The organism is Eubacterium sp. AF34-35BH (assembly GCF_003477765.1).
Lineage (GTDB): Bacteria > Bacillota > Clostridia > Lachnospirales > Lachnospiraceae > Eubacterium_G.
In genome coordinates this window covers 99,736-117,299 of record NZ_QUDZ01000008.1, presented here as the reverse complement: position 1 = coordinate 117,299, position 17,564 = coordinate 99,736, and the positions used below count along the sequence as shown (strand labels likewise).

General features: G+C 32.3%; 13 protein-coding genes. 4 read left to right on the top strand and 9 right to left on the bottom strand.

Going from position 1 to position 17,564, the window contains the following annotated elements; all coding sequences use genetic code 11:
- Positions 1 to 201 precede the first annotated feature (201 nt).
- The 6 genes from DWZ69_RS09975 to DWZ69_RS09950 form a co-directional block, all read right to left on the bottom strand.
- Positions 202 to 885 carry a FadR/GntR family transcriptional regulator gene (locus DWZ69_RS09975; RefSeq protein ID WP_022164500.1) on the bottom strand — a complete coding sequence of 228 codons (684 nt, stop codon included), beginning with the start codon at positions 883 to 885 and terminating at the stop codon, positions 202 to 204.
- Positions 886 to 1,135: 250 nt separating this feature from the next.
- The gene (locus DWZ69_RS09970; protein ID WP_118436921.1) at positions 1,136 to 3,805 is read right to left on the bottom strand and encodes a hypothetical protein; all 2,670 of its coding nucleotides are present in this window, start codon (positions 3,803 to 3,805) and stop codon (positions 1,136 to 1,138) included.
- A gap of 134 nt (positions 3,806 to 3,939) precedes the next feature.
- Positions 3,940 to 6,549, bottom strand: coding sequence for a cation-translocating P-type ATPase (locus DWZ69_RS09965; protein WP_117998996.1), 2,610 nt, complete (start codon positions 6,547 to 6,549; stop codon positions 3,940 to 3,942).
- A 328-nt stretch (positions 6,550 to 6,877) separates the two neighbouring features.
- On the bottom strand, positions 6,878 to 8,500 hold the full coding sequence (gene groL, locus DWZ69_RS09960) for a chaperonin GroEL (RefSeq protein WP_117998997.1): 1,623 nt from the start codon (positions 8,498 to 8,500) through the stop codon (positions 6,878 to 6,880).
- Positions 8,501 to 8,521: 21 nt separating this feature from the next.
- Positions 8,522 to 8,806, bottom strand: coding sequence for a co-chaperone GroES (locus DWZ69_RS09955; protein ID WP_117998998.1), 285 nt, complete (start codon positions 8,804 to 8,806; stop codon positions 8,522 to 8,524).
- A 159-nt stretch (positions 8,807 to 8,965) separates the two neighbouring features.
- Entirely contained in the window at positions 8,966 to 9,844 is an 879-nt protein-coding gene (locus DWZ69_RS09950) for a DNA glycosylase (RefSeq protein WP_117998999.1), read from the bottom strand.
- A 211-nt stretch (positions 9,845 to 10,055) separates the two neighbouring features.
- Between DWZ69_RS09950 and DWZ69_RS09945 the strand changes: the two genes are divergently transcribed.
- Entirely contained in the window at positions 10,056 to 10,775 is a 720-nt protein-coding gene (locus DWZ69_RS09945) for a hypothetical protein (protein ID WP_117999000.1), read from the top strand.
- A 219-nt stretch (positions 10,776 to 10,994) separates the two neighbouring features.
- On the opposite strand, the gene DWZ69_RS09940 is transcribed toward DWZ69_RS09945, so the two are convergent.
- The 3 genes from DWZ69_RS09940 to DWZ69_RS09930 form a co-directional block, all read right to left on the bottom strand.
- A complete protein-coding gene (locus tag DWZ69_RS09940; RefSeq protein ID WP_117999001.1) occupies positions 10,995 to 12,689 on the bottom strand; it encodes a glutamine--tRNA ligase/YqeY domain fusion protein in 1,695 nt (564 codons plus the stop codon).
- A 260-nt stretch (positions 12,690 to 12,949) separates the two neighbouring features.
- The gene (locus tag DWZ69_RS09935; protein ID WP_117999002.1) at positions 12,950 to 13,660 is read right to left on the bottom strand and encodes a 3D domain-containing protein; all 711 of its coding nucleotides are present in this window, start codon (positions 13,658 to 13,660) and stop codon (positions 12,950 to 12,952) included.
- Positions 13,661 to 13,823: 163 nt separating this feature from the next.
- Positions 13,824 to 14,111, bottom strand: coding sequence for a hypothetical protein (locus tag DWZ69_RS09930; RefSeq protein WP_117999003.1), 288 nt, complete (start codon positions 14,109 to 14,111; stop codon positions 13,824 to 13,826).
- 102 nt (positions 14,112 to 14,213) lie between these two features.
- Between DWZ69_RS09930 and DWZ69_RS09925 the strand changes: the two genes are divergently transcribed.
- Genes DWZ69_RS09925 through asnB form a run of 3 tightly spaced genes read left to right on the top strand, consistent with a single transcriptional unit; the run spans position 14,214 to position 17,489 of the window.
- Positions 14,214 to 15,029 carry an NAD(P)-dependent oxidoreductase gene (locus DWZ69_RS09925; protein ID WP_158561054.1) on the top strand — a complete coding sequence of 272 codons (816 nt, stop codon included), beginning with the start codon at positions 14,214 to 14,216 and terminating at the stop codon, positions 15,027 to 15,029.
- Positions 15,019 to 15,624 carry a dipicolinate synthase subunit B gene (locus DWZ69_RS09920; RefSeq protein ID WP_117999005.1) on the top strand — a complete coding sequence of 202 codons (606 nt, stop codon included), beginning with the start codon at positions 15,019 to 15,021 and terminating at the stop codon, positions 15,622 to 15,624. The genes DWZ69_RS09925 and DWZ69_RS09920 overlap by 11 nt, the downstream gene beginning before the upstream one ends.
- Positions 15,625 to 15,638: 14 nt before the next feature.
- Complete coding sequence (gene asnB / locus DWZ69_RS09915; RefSeq protein WP_117999006.1) at positions 15,639 to 17,489, top strand: asparagine synthase (glutamine-hydrolyzing); 1,851 nt, start codon at positions 15,639 to 15,641, stop codon at positions 17,487 to 17,489.
- Positions 17,490 to 17,564 lie beyond the last annotated feature (75 nt).

Here is a 17,564-nt window from a genome sequence, read left to right as displayed (position 1 = left end):
CCCTGGCTACCATAACCGATGATTGCAATCTTCTTTCCATCTAATAATGATAAATTGCAATCTTCCTGATAAAAAATTCTTGCTTCTGACATAATAATAAAACCTCCTATTTATCTTTGTCTATGTTGGTATTATATTCCTTTAGTTGTCTTATGTCAATAACGTTGTCTGCTCTCTTTAAAATTTCCCCAATTTATTTATTTATTTATTGTCTAATCCCAAACGCTCTATTGCATGAATAATATGAACCTTCATTGCGTTTTTTGCACCCTCAGGATTTCTGTTTTTCATAAAATCTGTTATTAATTTATGATCAGACAAAATTTCTTCCATTTCCAAATTTTCATGTTCATAAATATAAACACCTTTTTGGATTGACTGTTGTAAGACAGGCTCCAGTTGATTTATAAATTCATTATGTGTAGCTTTTGCTATGGAGCAATGGAATGCCTTTTCTTCTTCTTCATAATCGATGCCTTTTCTAATAAGCTTTTCAATTTTTTCAGAAATAGACAGTATTCTTTCAATCTCTTTTTCTGTTGCTCTTAATGTTGCATAATATGCTACTTCAGGTTCGAAAATCAAACGCATTTCATATAAATCATTTAAACCTACCTTCGCTGTTGAACCTACTTCCAAGCCTTTAAATGTATATTGCTTAAAATCTTCTTTAACAAATGTTCCTTTTCCTCTTTTTATTTCTAAAACATTTGCTGTTACTAAAATTCTAATGGCTTCCCTTAATGTGATTCTGCTTACGCCTAACTGCTCAGATAATTCCATTTCATTTGGCAACTTATCACCTGGATTATATTTCTTTTCTACTGTTATCATAGACAAAATCACATCAGCAATGTCATCTGATAGTCTTTTGCTCTTTGCCATTTATATCACCTCTAATATGTTGCTTTTAAAGTCGATTATAGCACACTGTTTTAACTTTGGCTAATAAAAAAGTATCAGTCGTCTATTTTAAACGAATTTTCCATCTAAAATATCTGACTGACACTTTTATTATTTACTGTGAATTATTTAGCTATGATTTCCTTTCAATCCTTCAGTTTAACTAAACTATAACCTGTTATTGAATTGGTAATCAAGCACTGAATATATATTTTTTATTATTCACAATTTATTATTTAACTCTAATTTTCTTACTATACTTACCGTAGTAATACTTCTTACCAACTTTCTTGTAAGCACGAACTCTTATATAACCCTTAGGCATTTTCTTTGTTCTCTTAACTGTTACTTTTAATTTCTTTGTTTTCTTTGTAACAGTATTCTTCTTCTTGAAGTTACTCTTTGTTGAGTATGAAACTTCATAACCTGTTGCCCCAAGAACCTTTGATAGCTTTAATGTAGCTTTTTTCTTAGTAATTTTTTTCTTTGCTACTTTTGCTTTAGCTGGTCTGATCTTTAATGTAAATGTTGTAGACTCTCTGTATGCATTTATACCTGTAATAGTAATTTTTCCATTACCAATATTTTTGTTGTTAGTGTATTTAACAGTATAATCAACACCGTTTCTTAACTTCAAGCCATCAACAGTTACTACAACCTTAGGAGTAATATTCTTTCCTGTGTAAGTTTTTGTATAAACTCTTTGCATATTTGAATCATAATCAAAATCTCCTGAAATCTGAATATGGTTCTCATAGATTCCTTTTCTTGCTTTTTCATAAGTTTTATCTAACTGTGCTTTTCCATTTACATAAGATAAAACCTTACACATGTTACCACTTCCATAAACTCCGTAGCCTGCTTTGTTAATAGCGTAATCAATACCGCCATTACCGACTAAACTATATGTACAAACATTTGTAAATTTAACATTTGCAGTATTTGGACATTCAACAGCTGACTTCAAGTAACACTGTGCTTTCTGATAACATGAGTAAATACCAATACCATAGCCTTCATGGCTTGTTACATTGCTATTTACCTTGTAATCTGCATATCCGTATGTACCAGGTGCATTCCATACACTCTGGCTTGTAATATCGTATGGTAATTCACTTTGATACATATAACATTTTCCGCCGTTACCATTCCATACAGTCTGGTATTTCTGGAAATGCTCAACCATTAATCCATAAGTTGTAATGTTATCACCATTGAAGATTACACCTGTATCTGCAGTATTCTTGTCCCACGCTACGCCTGTACCATGGTCAGCTCTCCAAATCCAGAAGTTATCACCGATAACATTATTGCTGTTAATTACAACACAATTTGTTGTTTTACCTGGTGTGCTGTCAGCTCCACCAACTCTATAGAAAGTATCAATTAAGCAAATTGGATTATCAGAATTATCATTAGTATTCTTTTCTGTACCAACTGTTAATAAAGTACTTGATTTATTTCTTCCTGCATCAAATAAAACACCTGCAACCTTAACGCCTTTAACGTCAGCAATAGTCATACACTGATTTCCTTTAGTTGGTTTGAGAGTTGCATAACCAAGACCTAATACAACTGTATTTTCATTTGTAATTGTAATAGGTTCACTGATTTCATAAATACCAGGTGTTAAAATTAAATTCTTTCCGTCTTTAATTTCAGCATTAATTTTTGCTGCTGTATCACCAGGTTTTGCAACATAAAATTTATCTAAGCTAATTGTTTCACCTTTGATTTCATCTCCATCCCATGAAACACCTGTTGCATCCTTGCGTAACTCAGGAACAAATACTCTATATTCACCGTTTTTGTCAACAGTTAAGAATGGTTTTTCCTGAACTTCCGGAGTCTTTGTAACTTTTGTGTAAGCTAAATATGGCCATTCACCATCAGGACCGTTTTTAACTTCTGCGTTTGTACCAAGTAATGGCTTAACTTCACAACCAACGAAAACATAGTTCCAAACGCTTCCATCCCACTTGTTCATTTCAACGTTTCTTGATAACCATTGCTGCTGTGATCCACCTGCTACACCAGCTTCTGCAACTACATCTTTTCCTGTTTTACGGTCTTTATATGTGTACTTTCTACCTGCGATTTTTGAATCTGCAAGAAAACCACCACTGGCATATCCACCTTCATGATGTAAGTTTAAATTGCCTTTAATATTCATTCTTCTCATTGATGTTGCCTGAGAAACAGCCCACATTGTTGTCTGATTTGTAGTTGTTAAGTTTTCAACAGATCTCCAGAAATTACATAAAGCATTGTAATTAACTGAACCATCATATTTCTTGCCCTTCATCCATTCAGCTTTACATGTAATGTTGCCTAAAGTTGTATCTTTGGGTGATATTCCCATACCTGCAACCTGTGTGTAAAAACCTACATTAACATTAAGATTGTCGCTGTATGTTCCAGGTGCAAACATCATTGCATATCTGTCAGAGATAAACTGACCTGCCTCTGTTGTCTTATAAACGTTATCAATATATTTTTGAACTTCTGTTGTATTATCAGTGTCCTCAAATATTGCTGTGTTATATCCAAACGTCTCAATTTCATAAGATGTTGGATTAGACAAAGTATATTCTTTTCCATCTTTTACAAATGAAACCTTGTAATATTCACCATTATAATCTTTGTCATTGTAACTTGAATCAGAAGATGTTCCTACTTTTTCATATTTGGCAAATCTACTGCTTGCCTTGTAAATATTATAAGAACCACCATCTAATTTGTTCCATGTAATTGTACATGAACCGTCATCATTTTTTGCAAATTTCAAATTTGAAATAGTTGTAACATTAGTTGCTCCGCTAACCGGCATAACCGTTACACTTGTTAATACTAATGCCATAACTAAAACAAACGAAATTACATTTTTCTTAATTGTGTTCATTCTCTTCGCTCCTTTTTCCAAAATTTAATGTAATTTTATCATAATAGTTTTACTATTCCAAACAAAAAAACGTTTTTAAACAATGTGTACAAATAATGTTTTTTATATTATTAAAAATCACCAAAAATTTTTATCTATTTTCGAAAAAGATCACATATACTCTTTTTAATTTGGATTATTAAAGTTGGTAAAAACGCTAAAGCTAAAATCTTCACTAATTCCATTATATCTAAATTTTCAATCATAAACATTGTCTTTAATGGCGGAATAGTTAAAACTCCCAGTAGTAAAATTACACCTATTGCAAATGCTCCAATAATCCATTTATTTGTTCCTAATTTTATTTTTACAATTGATAAATCACTTCTACAGTTAAACCCATGAAATAATCTTGCCAATGTTAATACTGCAAATGCCATTGTACTTGCCTTTAACGACGAAGTCCTATCCCCCATTAAAAAGCCAGCAAAAGTTACTATAGAAATTAAACAACCATAAAGTAAAAGTTCCTTTGTAAATTTCTGCGTAAAAATTCCCTTTTTAGGATTTCTTGGTTTACTTTTTAATAATGATTCATCTACTTTTTCCATACCAATTGCCAATGCCGGTAGGGAATCTGTCAACAAATTAATAAACAATAAATGAACCGGCTTAAATGGTACATCTAAATTAAGCAATGAACATATTAATACAACAATAATTGCAGCTAAGTTTCCTGACAAAAGGAACAATATTGAATTAATAATATTTCTATAAACACTTCTACCATTAGAAACAGCTTTGATAATTGTGGCAAAGTTATCATCTGCAAGAATCATTGATGATGCATCTTTTGAAACTTCAGTGCCGGTAATTCCCATTGCAATTCCGATATCTGCTTTTTTTAACGCAGGTGCGTCATTTACACCGTCACCTGTCATTGCCACAATATTCCCCTGTCTTTGCCAAGCGTCAACAATTCTGATTTTATTTTCAGGTGATACCCTTGCATATACTGATACTTTTTTGATTTTATCATTTAGTTCTTTGTCATTAATTCTGTCAAGTTCTTCCCCTGTCATAACCAAATCATTTTCATTATAAATACCGATTTTCTCTGCAATGGCTCTTGCTGTTTCTTTATGGTCACCGGTAATCATTATTGGTTGTATGCCGGCTTCTTTTGCATGCTTTACAGCTTCCTTTGATTCTGTTCTTGGTGGATCCATCATTGAAATCAAACCTAAAAATACAAAATCTTCTTCATTCTCAAAACTTAAGTTCTCTTCCTTGTAAATTTCTTTATATCCAAAAGCTAAAACTCTGTAACCATTTTTTGAAAAATTATAATTAGTTTCCATTATATTTTTTATGTCTGAATCTTTTATTTCTCTTACTTCACCATTCAAACTTATACTTTTAATTTTATTAATCAAAACATCTACAGCACCTTTTGTAAAAACAATCTTTTTATTATCAATCTCATACTGAGAACTCATTATTTTTCTTGTAGAGTCAAAAGGATTTTCTTCTTCTCTTAGAAATTTTTTTCTAAGATTTACATAAGTTTCATTTTTTAAAACATTAGCTCTTTCAACCATTTCTAATAAACAGGTTTCTGTTGGATCACCAATATTTTTTTCAGTTGAAATTTCTGAGTCATTGTTAAGTATTGCATTATAAATTAAAAATCTTTCTGTTAAATTATCACAGGAACAATTTTCAGGTTTTAGGATTTTATTATTTACATAAATATCTTCTACTGTCATTTTATTCTGTGTTAAAGTACCTGTTTTATCTGAACAGATAACAGACACGCAACCTAAACTTTCAACAGCTTTTAAATCCTTTATTATTGCATTTTCTTTTGCCATTCTGCTTGTTCCCATTGCCTGAACAATTGTAATAATAGATGTTAGTGCCTCTGGAATCGCTGCTACTGCAAGTGCTACAGCAAACATAAGCGAGTCAAGTAATGCCTGCCCTCTAATTAAACTAAGAAGTAAAACAAAACCACATATTCCCATAATTACAAGTGCTAGTTTTTTGCTAAAATTATCCATGCTTATCTGTAAAGGCGTTTTCTTATTTTTGGTGTCATTCATAAGGGAAGCAATGTTACCAATTTCTGTGTCCATGGCTGTATTTGTGACAATAACTTTTGCCCTACCATAAGTTACCAATGTTCCTGAATACACCATGTTCACTCTATCTGCAAGTGGAGTTTCATCCTGTAAAACTATATCTGCCTTATCCACATTTAAAGATTCGCCTGTAAGAGAACTTTCATTTACCTGTAAAGAATAATTCTCTATTATTCTGCCATCAGCAGGCACCATATCTCCTGCTTCCAATATTAAAATATCACCAGGCACAATCTTTTTTGATGGAATTTCCATTTTCGCACCATTTCTAATTACTTTAGACACAGGTGATGATAATTCTCGTAAGGCATCAAGAGATTTCTCAGCTTTAAAATATTGAACAGTACCTAAAATTGCATTTAAAATTATTACTACCAAAATTACAATAGTGCTTTCCACATTACCCGATGCTAATGAAATAAGCGCCGAAATAATCAGAATAATAACAAGTAAATCTTTAAACTGGTCGAAAAATATTTGAAAAAATGTTTTCTTTTCTGTTTGTTCTAAAATATTTTCTCCGAAAGAGTTTAATTTTTCTTCTGCTTCTTTTGATGTTAGACCATTTAGAGTTCCAAATTGTTCTTTTAGCTGTTGTTTTGTTTTTTTATAATTTTCCATGGGAACCTCCTTGCTAATATTTGCATTTTTCTTTTTTATTTACAATGAATTCCCTTGGAATTCATTGTAAATAAAAAAGAACGAGATTTTTGTGCATCAAAAATAATGCACAAAAAGTCTCGTTCAACTAAATCTTGTTAGTTCTCTGGTCTCCGGTTCAATTATGAACGTACTGACGAAAACCAGAACATGTAAAACATGCAACTACTCCCCTTTTGTTGTAAAGGTTTATAATTTTTGATTATTATATCACACTGCAATCGAAAATACTAGTACAATTTCTAATAAAAATTCCAGACCTAAAATTTTCAGGGGCAAATTTCACAAATTACATGCCCATTCCCATACCAGGGTTAGCTGGCATAGCAGGAACATCTTCTTTTATGTTTGCAACAACGGATTCTGTTGTAAGTAATGTACTTGCCACACTTGTTGCGTTCTGTAAAGCGCTTCTTGTAACCTTAGCAGGATCAAGGATTCCGGCATCAACCATCTTAACGTATTTTCCGTTAAGTGCATCAAAACCTATTCCTGGTTCAGATTCTCTTACTTTATTTACAATAACTGAACCTTCAAGTCCTGCATTCTTTGAAATTGTAAATAATGGCGCTTCAAGAGCCTTAAGAATAATTGAAGCTCCTGTCTTTTCATCACCTTCAAGTGAATCAACTAATTCTGCTACTTTCTTTGAAGCGTGGATATAAGCAGATCCGCCACCTGCAATAATTCCTTCTTCTACAGCTGCTCTTGTTGCGTTTAAAGCATCTTCCATTCTTAACTTGTTTTCCTGCATTTCTGGTTCTGTAGCAGCACCTACTCTTATTACTGCAACACCACCGGCTAATTTTGCAAGTCTTTCCTGTAATTTCTCTTTATCGAAATCCGATGTTGTTTCTTCAAGCTGAGCCTTAATCTGACCAACTCTTCCTTCGATTTCTTCTGATGCTCCAAGGCCATCAACAATAATTGTATTTTCTTTTGTTACCTTAACAGATTTTGCTCTACCTAAATCTTCAATTTTAGTTTCTGCAAGAGATAAACCAAGTTCATCTGAAATAACCTGACCACCTGTTAAAATAGCAATATCTTTTAACATTTCCTTACGTCTGTCACCATATCCAGGTGCCTTAACAGCTACTACATTAAATGTACCACGTAACTTGTTTACGATAAGTGTTGTAAGAGCTTCACCTTCAACATCTTCAGCAATAATTAAAAGTTTTGCACCAGACTGTACAATCTGTTCAAGTACAGGAAGGATTTCCTGAATGTTAGAAATCTTCTTATCTGTAATTAAAATATAAGGATCTTCTAATGTTGCTTCCATCTTTTCCATATCTGTTGCCATGTAAGCTGAAATATATCCTCTGTCAAACTGCATACCTTCAACTAAATCAAGTTCAGTTTTCATTGTCTTTGACTCTTCAATTGTAATAACACCGTCGTTTGAAACTTTTTCCATTGCATCTGCAACCATGTTACCAACTTCTTCGTCACCTGCTGAAATTGCAGCAACCTTTGCAATCTGTTCTTTTCCTGTTACAACACTGCTCATGTCAGCGATTGCTTCAACTGCACAATTTGTAGCTTTCTTCATTCCTTTTCTAAGAATAATTGGGTTAGCACCTGCAGCTAAATTCTTCATACCTGCGTTAATCATTGCCTGTGCTAAAACTGTAGCTGTTGTTGTACCATCACCTGCAACATCATTTGTCTTTGTTGCAACTTCTTTTACAATCTGTGCTCCCATATTTTCAAAAGCATCTTCTAATTCAACTTCTTTTGCAATTGTTACACCATCGTTTGTAATAAGTGGTGCCCCAAATGATTTATCTAAAACTACGTTTCTTCCTTTTGGTCCAAGTGTTACCTTTACTGTATCTGCTAACTGATTTACACCTGCTTCAAGAGCCTTTCTTGCTTCTGCTCCATATTTAATTTCCTTTGCCATAATAAATGCCTCCTATAAAAATTATTCAACTATTGCAAGTATGTCTGACTGTTTTACAATAATGTATTCTTCATCATCTAATTTAACTTCATTGCCTGCATATTTTGAAAAGATAACAACATCCCCAACTTTAACATGCATTGTTACTTCTTTTCCATCAACTAATCCACCGGGACCAACTGCAACAACTTCTGCCTGCTGTGGTTTTTCCTGTGTCTGACTTGTTAAAATAATTCCTGACTTTGTTTTTTCTTCAGGAGTAGACTGTTTTAATACTACTCTGTCTGCTAATGGTACTAATTTCATTTTGTTACCTCCATATGTTATATTCATAGGTTCTAGACCTGCTTTTTTATATTTTGTTAGCACTCTTTAATTATGAGTGCTAATCACTAATACATATATTATCACTTTTCTTATTAAATGCAACCCAAATAATAAAAAATTAACAAAACTGTTACATTTTTATTTTCCTACCTTGTTATCTCTGCCAAAACAGAATAAATATTGTTGGGCATAGCCACCGTATTCTCCGTATTTTTCTCTGGCAAATTCAGCAATCCTTTCCTTAGATGTATCTTCACCATTGAAATAAACTGACTCCATAATTCTTTTTATCCATACATCAATTGGAAAAGCATCTCTGTAGCCAAGTGAGAAAAGCATTACACAATTGGCGACCTTTTCACCAACACCTTTAATTTCTATTAGTTTTTTTCGTGCCTGCTCTTCATTTAAATTCTTAAAAGTTTTCTCACATAAATAGCCACTACTAAGTTTTTCCACTGCATCAGCCAAATATGGTGCCCTGAAACCTGTTTTCATTTCTCTAAATCTTTCTTCCGTTATTGTTCCAAGAACCTTTGGTGATGGGAATGAATAATATTTTTCATTGTTTATAGTACCCAGATAATTTCCATATTTTTCGCTAATTTTTTTTACAAGCTGTTTAATATGGGGGATTTGTTTATTTTGGGAAATAATAAAAGATATAAGCATTTCATGAAACTGTTGATTTAAAATTCTAACGCCATATTTTTCCTTTATTGCAGGTTCCAGTTTTTTGTCATTTCGCAATAAAAAATTTTTAATTTTTCCATAATCACGTTTTAAATCAAAATAATGAATCCAAATATTTTCGACTTCTTCTATAGAATTATTGAAGAAAATCAAATTATCATCTTCCTGTTTTACATGTATTAATTTCTCATAGGCAACAACTACATATTCATTATCATTTTGCTTATAAAATCTAAAACACTGACCACATTCTAAAGTCTGTTCCAAATTAAAATCATTTATTCCCTCTATAATTGTATTATTTTTTTGCTGGTATATTCTCATTTTTTTCTCCTATTGTATTTCATAATAACACTAGCCTAACATTTTTAATTATCAGATTCAATAGAATCATTTGCCAATTAATATATCATGAAAAAAAGCTTATACTAAATATATATTCTTACTTTATTTTATAGCAGTTTCGTATTATAATTAAAGAAAATTTGTAACGACTAATACAAATATATTTAGAATAATAATTGGAGGTTTAGATATGGGATTTTTAAAAAAATTATTTGGAACAGCAGCAGTTACCGGAGCCGCTGTTGGTGGTGCATTATATGTGAAGAAACGCAAGGAAGAAAAAGATATTGACGAAGATATTTTTGAAGATTTTGACGATTCAAAAGCATTTGATGTTGCAACTGATGACAACGGAGATTCTACTAAGGTTATAATTACAATTAACAAACGAAAAGTTAAGAATTTTGCTGATAGTGCAGCAGATAAGATTATTGACACTTCTGAAAAGATTAAGGATACCGTATCTGAAAAGCTTGGAGAAGACAATGTTAATATTATTAAAGATAAAGCTAGTCAGGTAAAGGAAAAAGCTTACGAAGCTGCTGACATTGCAAGTGAAAAGGCAAAAGATTTTCGCGAAATGGCTGTAAGCAAAGTTGGCGAAGATAAAATCGATGCTACAAAAGAAAAGATTAGCAATGTTGCAACTAAAGTAACAGATACAATTAACAATACAATCGACAAGATGACTTCTACTTCTTCATCACATCTCAACGATATTGATGATAATCTTTTTGATGAAGACGATTTGGAAGATGCCTTTACTGATCAGGATGTAACAGAAGACGATTTCGTTACTGAAGATGATGTTACAGTTGACTCAAAAGAACAGGGCGACTTATATGAAGAAGATTCTGATGGCGATGATTTAGATGATGATTTGCTTACAGATGAATTAAATGATCTATAAAACATAATTAGAAAATTTGTTTTTAGATTCACCTGCTTTTTCTTTTTATTTTTGATACTTTTTAAGGTTTCAGACTTTTATATAAAGTTTGGAACCTTTCCTATTACACAAAAAGAAGTCTTTATTGATATACGATTTTTGCTTTCCAAATATCTATCTTAATAAAAACTTCTTTTTAATTTATATTCTTTTTATATTAATCTTAATACCAATTCCATTCTATTTCTTTGGCAACTTAAATGAGCTCTTAAGTGATACAATTCTGTTAAATACAGGATGCTCAGCTGTATAGTCTTTTAAATCTGCACAGAAATATCCCTGTCTTACAAACTGGAATTTATCTTCAGGCTTAACATCTGCAATGTTTGGTTCAACATAACAATCTGTTAATACTGTCTTTGAGTTAGGATTTAAGTTAAGAGTTCCATCTTCATTTAACTTACCTTTTTCTTCATCAACAATGTTTTCATAAAGACGTACTTCTGACTTAACACCATGACGTGCTGAAACCCAATGGATAGTTCCTTTTACTTTTCTACCTGTAAATCCACTGCCACTTCTTGTTTCAGGATCGTAAGTTACATGTATTTCTGTTACCTTACCGTTCTCATCCTTCTTGTAATCCACACATTTAACAAAGTAAGCATTCATTAATCTTACTTCATTACCAGGGAATAATCTAAAATATTTCTTAGGTGGCTCTTCCATAAAATCATCGCGGTCAATATAAATTTCCTTACAGAATGGTACTTTTCTTGTTCCAAGTTCAGGACATTCAACATTATTTGCAACGTCAAACCATTCAACCTGATCTTCAGGATAGTTGTCAATTATAACTTTAATTGGATCTAAAACAGCCATTAATCTTGGTTTCTTAGCTTTTAAATCTTCTCTGATGCAGTATTCTAACATTGCATAGTCAACTGAGCTGTTACTCTTTGAAATACCACATAATTCAACAAACATCTTAATTGATTCAGGTGTAAAACCTCTTCTACGCAAAGCTGCAATAGAAACAAGTCTTGGATCATCCCAACCGTCAACAATTCCATCTTCAACTAACTGTTTAATATATCTCTTACCTGTTACAACATTTGTAACATATAACTTAGCAAACTCAATCTGTCTAGGTGGATTTGGATACTCTAATTCTCTTACTACCCAGTCATATAATGGTCTATGGTCTTCGAATTCCAATGTACAAATTGAATGAGTAACCCCTTCGATTGCATCTTCAATTGGATGAGCAAAATCATACATAGGATAAATGCACCATTTATCTCCTGTGTTATGGTGTGTCATGTGAGCAACCCTATAAATAATAGGATCTCTCATATTAATATTAGGGCTTGCCATGTCAATTTTGGCTCTTAATACTTTTTCACCATCTTTATATACACCGTTCTTCATGTTTTCAAACAGTTCAAGATTCTCTTCGACAGTTCTGTCTCTGTAAGGGCTGTCCTTACCGGGTTCTGTTAAAGTACCTCTGTATTCTCTAATTTCTTCAGGTGACAAATCACAAACATAAGCCTTGCCTTTTTTTATAAGCTTAACTGCAGCTTCATACATTTGTTCAAAATAATTTGACGCAAAAAATAGTCTGTCTTCCCAATCTGCACCTAACCACTTTATATCTTTTAATATTGATTCAACAAACTCTTCCTTCTCTTTTGTAGGGTTTGTGTCATCAAATCTCATATTAAACTTTCCGTTATATTCTTTTGCTAATCCGTAATTTAATAATATTGATTTAGCATGTCCTATATGAAGATATCCATTTGGTTCAGGTGGAAATCTTGTCTGAACATGGTCGAATCTTCCTTCTTCTAAATCTTTGTCAATAATCATTTCAATGAAGTTTCTTGACTCAACTTTTTCATTATTTTCTGTATTAATGTGTTCCTTATCCATTTTTGCCTCCAGTATTATTACTTCATCATATCCATTTAATAAAATATGTAATTAATTAGAATATAATTGTTTTTAACCCATAGTGTAGAAAATTATACACTAAATACAATATGTTTTCAAGAATAAATGGGCTGTGCATAATAAAAAGTTTATCTTCACCTTGTTTACTAATTTAACCGAAATTTGAGAAAATACTCACTCAACAGTTAATTATGTATTCAATGTAAAAATAAACTTTTTATAATTATATATTTAGTGTTCTATCTTGCAACAAATACTTCTACGTATCTAACGCCCCACTGTAATGCAGCTGAATGTGAGCTGAAGAACATATCAATATGATTCCCTCTTACTCCACCACCTACATCTTCAACAGTGTAAGTATGACCGTTAATAACTACCTTTGTTCCCATTGGTAACTTTGATGTATCAGCGGCAATTGTTCTGCCTGCTGTTGCTCTCTTACCTGATGCAGTAATACCATTGCTCTTACCGCAACATGATGAACATGGGCAGTAACCTGTAATTTTAAAAGTACCTAAACTTCTTAATTTTGTTTTCTTCTTTGTTACCTTTTTCTTTGCTTTAAGCTTCTTAGCCTTCTTAGCTTTTAATCTATTAGCCTTAGCTCTCTTTGCTTTAAGTTTTTTAGCCTTTTTAGCTTTCTTCGCCTGTGCTTTAGTAGCTGTCTGTTTGCTAACACCTGTATTTGGTGAAATAATAACCTTTTCTGTTTCCTGTGTATTTAAAAATAGTTTTGTTTCTTGTGTGTTTAAGAAATTTGCAGAAAGTTTTGAGTTTTCATTTAATTCTTTAACAACTTTCCCCTCTTCGTTCTGTGTAATTACTTCAGTATGGTTATTTGCCTGCTTATCACTTTTATTACCTGTTAATGTCGGTGCCTGTATTGCTACAATTGCCAAACTAAATATTATAAGTGCTGTACAAGTAACAACTTTTACTCTGTTCATAATATAACTCCTTTTCTGCGCAATTTGGTTGCGCAAGGAGTATATTACAGCATTTGTTACAGTTTGTCAATAAAATATTACATTTTTATTACAAACTCTTTTCTCTTTTTAACTTTTTTGACGTTTTTTGTACTTTATTTATTACATTTTGTAAATATGGATTTTATAATATATTTTCTAAAATTCTCTGAATAATTGTCTCATAACCACATACAACAACCGTATTTTCATTAATTATTACAAAAGCTGTTTTTCTAAAGTTAAGACCTACTCCCAATTCCATACCAGCTGACATTTCTGCCCTTCTGACAATTTTATCTATTTCCCTTTTATTGTCCTTTTTTAACTTGTTTTTTTCGAATTCAATCATAGGAAAACCACCTCGGTAACCTACAAGTTTCAAATCCTTTAGTTCAAATTCTTTCTTCCACTGTTCAATCTTCTCGTCCATAATTTATCTCCATTATCAATTTTCTTTGCTTTATAATACAACATTTTTATATTTTTTTCACTTTATTTTTTAATCTGCATAGTTTATACCATGGAGGTGAATATGAAACCTATTGCTGTTTTATCCGGTGACAAACGTCAAAAGTATATTTTAAATTACCTTAAAACTCATGGCTATAACGCCTATTTAAAAAGTACAATGGATTTTAATAACGATGATATACTTGTATGTTCTACTCCTTTTTGCAAAAACAAAAAATTCATTAACTGTGACTTTTACTCCAGCTTTCCACTAAGAACATTTTTATCACTTTTAAAACCGAACCAAATTGTTTTTGGTGGAAATATTCCTACAGCCTGTAAAAAAATAACCAGCATCAAATTCGTAGACACACTTCAATTAGATGATATAGTTTGGAAAAATGCTATTTTAACGGCTGAAGGACTAATAATGCATATCATAAAAAATACTGATTTTGCCATTGAGAATTCCGAAATTCTTGTTCTAGGTTACGGTAACTGTGGTACAAATATTGGCAAAAAATTAAATGCCTTAGGTGGCAAAGTCACCTTTTATGACCATACGGAAATTCACTTAATTGGTGCTAGGGCTAATGGTTTTAAAACTGTACAATTAGAGGATTTTGATACACATCTAAATAAATTTGACATAATAATAAATACAGTTCCACAGCCTATACTTTCAGATAAACATTACTCTTTACTTTCAAAAAACACCGTTCTTTTCGATGTTTCTTCTCAGCCTTTTGGGTTTAATAAAGATTTAGCATGTAAAAATCATTTATCTTTAATTACATGCCCTGGCATTCCAGGTGTTACAGCGTCAAAGAATGCCGGGGAATTAATTGCAAAAAGCATTATTTCATATTTAGAAAGGACTGAGATAAATGAGTCATAACTTTGTTGGTAAAAACATTGGTATAGGTATTACCGGTTCTTACTGCACTTACAAAAAAGTTTTTGAAGAACTTAGAAGGCTTGCCGACACTAAAGCCAATATTTTTACAATTTTTTCTGATAACGCTTCAACTACAGACACCCGCTTTGGAAAATCAAAGGATTTTCTTAAACTTGCAAAAGAAATCAGCAATAAAGAACCAATTACAACCATCCCCGCTGCCGAACCAATCGGACCAAAATCAATGCTTGATATACTTGTAATTGCCCCTTGTACCGGTAATACACTATCAAAACTTGCAAACGGTATTAGCGATACACCGGTTTTAATGGCAGCTAAAGCACATCTTAGAAACAACAGACCTTTAGTTATTTTCTTAAGCACTAACGATGCTCTTGGTATGAATTTGAAAAACATAGGAATATTATTAAATACGAAAAATATTTATTTTGTGCCTTTTGGCCAGGATGATTATATAAAGAAACCAAATTCAATGATTGCGCATGTGGACTTAATTGAAGACACAATTGAAAAGGCATTAATTGGACGCCAAATCCAGCCTGTTATCAAAAGTCCACATGTTACTATTTTATAAAAAGGGAGAATTATATGTGCGGTATTGCTGGTTTTTATCAACTAAAGCATAATGTTTTTAAAGACTATTCTTACAAGCTTCTCACAGGTAAGCTAAAAAACATGAGGGACTCCATCAAACATAGAGGTCCTAATGATGATGAAATATTTATGGAAGGTTTTTGCGGTTTGGCTCATACCCGTTTATCCATTCGTGATATTAAAGGTGGTGCCCAGCCTATGACGAGAAAATATAACGGAAAACGTGCAACCATAGCTTATAACGGAGAAATCTATAACACTGATCAATTAAAAAATAAACTGGCTGCTTATGACATTGACTTAAGAACAACTAGCGATACCGAAATAATTCTTTACTGCTATCTTGTATTTGGGCCCAAGATTTTCAAAGAATTAAACGGCATTTTCGCCTTTGCAATATATGAAAACAATAAACTAACCATTGTAAGAGATCATGTTGGTGTTAAGCCATTATTCTATTATTTTGACGGTTCTCAGTTTGTTTTTTCATCAGAAATAAAAGGGATTTTCGCCTATGGTATCACACCCCGTTTAAATAAAAGCAGTTGGTGTGAGATTATCGGTTTAGGTCCGGCTCATACTCCGGGCAATGGTGTTTTTGAAAATATACATGAGGTATTATCAGGACATTATTTAACCATAAATTTAACACCAGATAAAAAGATTATTCTTGAAGATTATTGTTACTGGAAACTTAGAAGCAAAATCCATAAGGATGACTACAATGCCACTGTTATGCATACAAACTTTTTAATAGAAGACAGTATAAAAAATCAAATGGTTTCTGATATACCTATTTGTACTTTTTTGTCAGGTGGCTTGGACTCCAGCTTAGTTTCTTCTATTGTAAGTAAACATCTTGGTGAAAAAAGCCTTGCTACTTACTCATTTGATTTTGTAGACAACAACATTAATTTCAAGGCAAATTCTTTCCAAACAACAAGAGACAGACCTTATGTGGATATTATGAAGGACTATCTTCACAGTAAACACCACTATTTAGAATGTAATAATAAGAATCAGATAGAATGTCTTTTTAAAGCAGTTGATGCCAGAGATATGCCTTGTATGGCTGATGTGGAATCTTCCATGTTATATTTTTGTAATCTTGTTTCCAGAGAATGTAAAGTTACCTTAACCGGTGAATGTGCTGACGAAATATTTGGTGGCTATCCCTGGTTTCACCGTAAAGAAATGCTTGAGCAAAATTCTTTCCCATGGTCATACGATTTGTCTGCACGAACTTTTTTATTTAAAGATGATTTTATAAATGAGCTTAATATTGATGAATATGTGGCAACCGCCTACCAAAATTCAGTAAATGAATGTGAATTTTTAGAAGAAGAAAACGAAACAGAAACTTTAAGACGAAAGGTAACTTGGCTTAATATTAAATGGTTTATGATGACACTTCTTAACCGAATGGACAGATGTAGCATGTATTCAGGTCTTGAGGCAAGAGTTCCTTTTGCTGATTACCGAATACTTGAATATGTATTCAATGTTCCATGGGAATATAAATGTTACAAAAATCAGCCTAAAAGTCTGTTAGTAGAATGTGGAAAAAAATATCTACCTAACGAAATTCTTTACAGGAAAAAAACACCTTACCCTAAAACCTATGATCCTAATTACGAAAAACTCTTAGGGCAAATGGTAATGGAGGAGTTTGATTCTAATTCAGCTCTTCGTGATATTATTGACAAAGAAAAGCTTTCTTCTTTCATTAAAAGTCCAAAGGACTACGGCAAACCTTGGTACGGTCAGTTAATGGCAGGTCCACAGATGCTTGCTTACGTTCTACAAATTGGCTACTGGTTACGAAAATATAGTATGCAGCCGTAATGCATGTTGCCGCGTAACTATTTTCATTTCGTGGGAGCATGCGTTCCTAGTTGAACTTTTTAATAAGAAATTCTA

Excerpts from the sequence above, each read along its gene's own strand:
- DWZ69_RS09975 (WP_022164500.1), bottom strand. The coding sequence starts at position 885 with ATGGCAAAGAGCAAAAGACTATCAGATGACATTGCTGATGTGATTTTG.
- DWZ69_RS09935 (WP_117999002.1), bottom strand. The coding sequence starts at position 13,660 with ATGAACAGAGTAAAAGTTGTTACTTGTACAGCACTTATAATATTTAGT.
- DWZ69_RS09950 (WP_117998999.1), bottom strand. The coding sequence starts at position 9,844 with ATGAGAATATACCAGCAAAAAAATAATACAATTATAGAGGGAATAAAT.
- DWZ69_RS09970 (WP_118436921.1), bottom strand. The coding sequence starts at position 3,805 with ATGAACACAATTAAGAAAAATGTAATTTCGTTTGTTTTAGTTATGGCA.
- asnB (WP_117999006.1), top strand. The coding sequence starts at position 15,639 with ATGTGCGGTATTGCTGGTTTTTATCAACTAAAGCATAATGTTTTTAAA.
- DWZ69_RS09925 (WP_158561054.1), top strand. The coding sequence starts at position 14,214 with ATGAAACCTATTGCTGTTTTATCCGGTGACAAACGTCAAAAGTATATT.
- DWZ69_RS09945 (WP_117999000.1), top strand. The coding sequence starts at position 10,056 with ATGGGATTTTTAAAAAAATTATTTGGAACAGCAGCAGTTACCGGAGCC.
- groL (WP_117998997.1), bottom strand. The coding sequence starts at position 8,500 with ATGGCAAAGGAAATTAAATATGGAGCAGAAGCAAGAAAGGCTCTTGAA.
- DWZ69_RS09955 (WP_117998998.1), bottom strand. The coding sequence starts at position 8,806 with ATGAAATTAGTACCATTAGCAGACAGAGTAGTATTAAAACAGTCTACT.
- DWZ69_RS09940 (WP_117999001.1), bottom strand. The coding sequence starts at position 12,689 with ATGGATAAGGAACACATTAATACAGAAAATAATGAAAAAGTTGAGTCA.
- DWZ69_RS09965 (WP_117998996.1), bottom strand. The coding sequence starts at position 6,549 with ATGGAAAATTATAAAAAAACAAAACAACAGCTAAAAGAACAATTTGGA.
- DWZ69_RS09920 (WP_117999005.1), top strand. The coding sequence starts at position 15,019 with ATGAGTCATAACTTTGTTGGTAAAAACATTGGTATAGGTATTACCGGT.
- DWZ69_RS09930 (WP_117999003.1), bottom strand. The coding sequence starts at position 14,111 with ATGGACGAGAAGATTGAACAGTGGAAGAAAGAATTTGAACTAAAGGAT.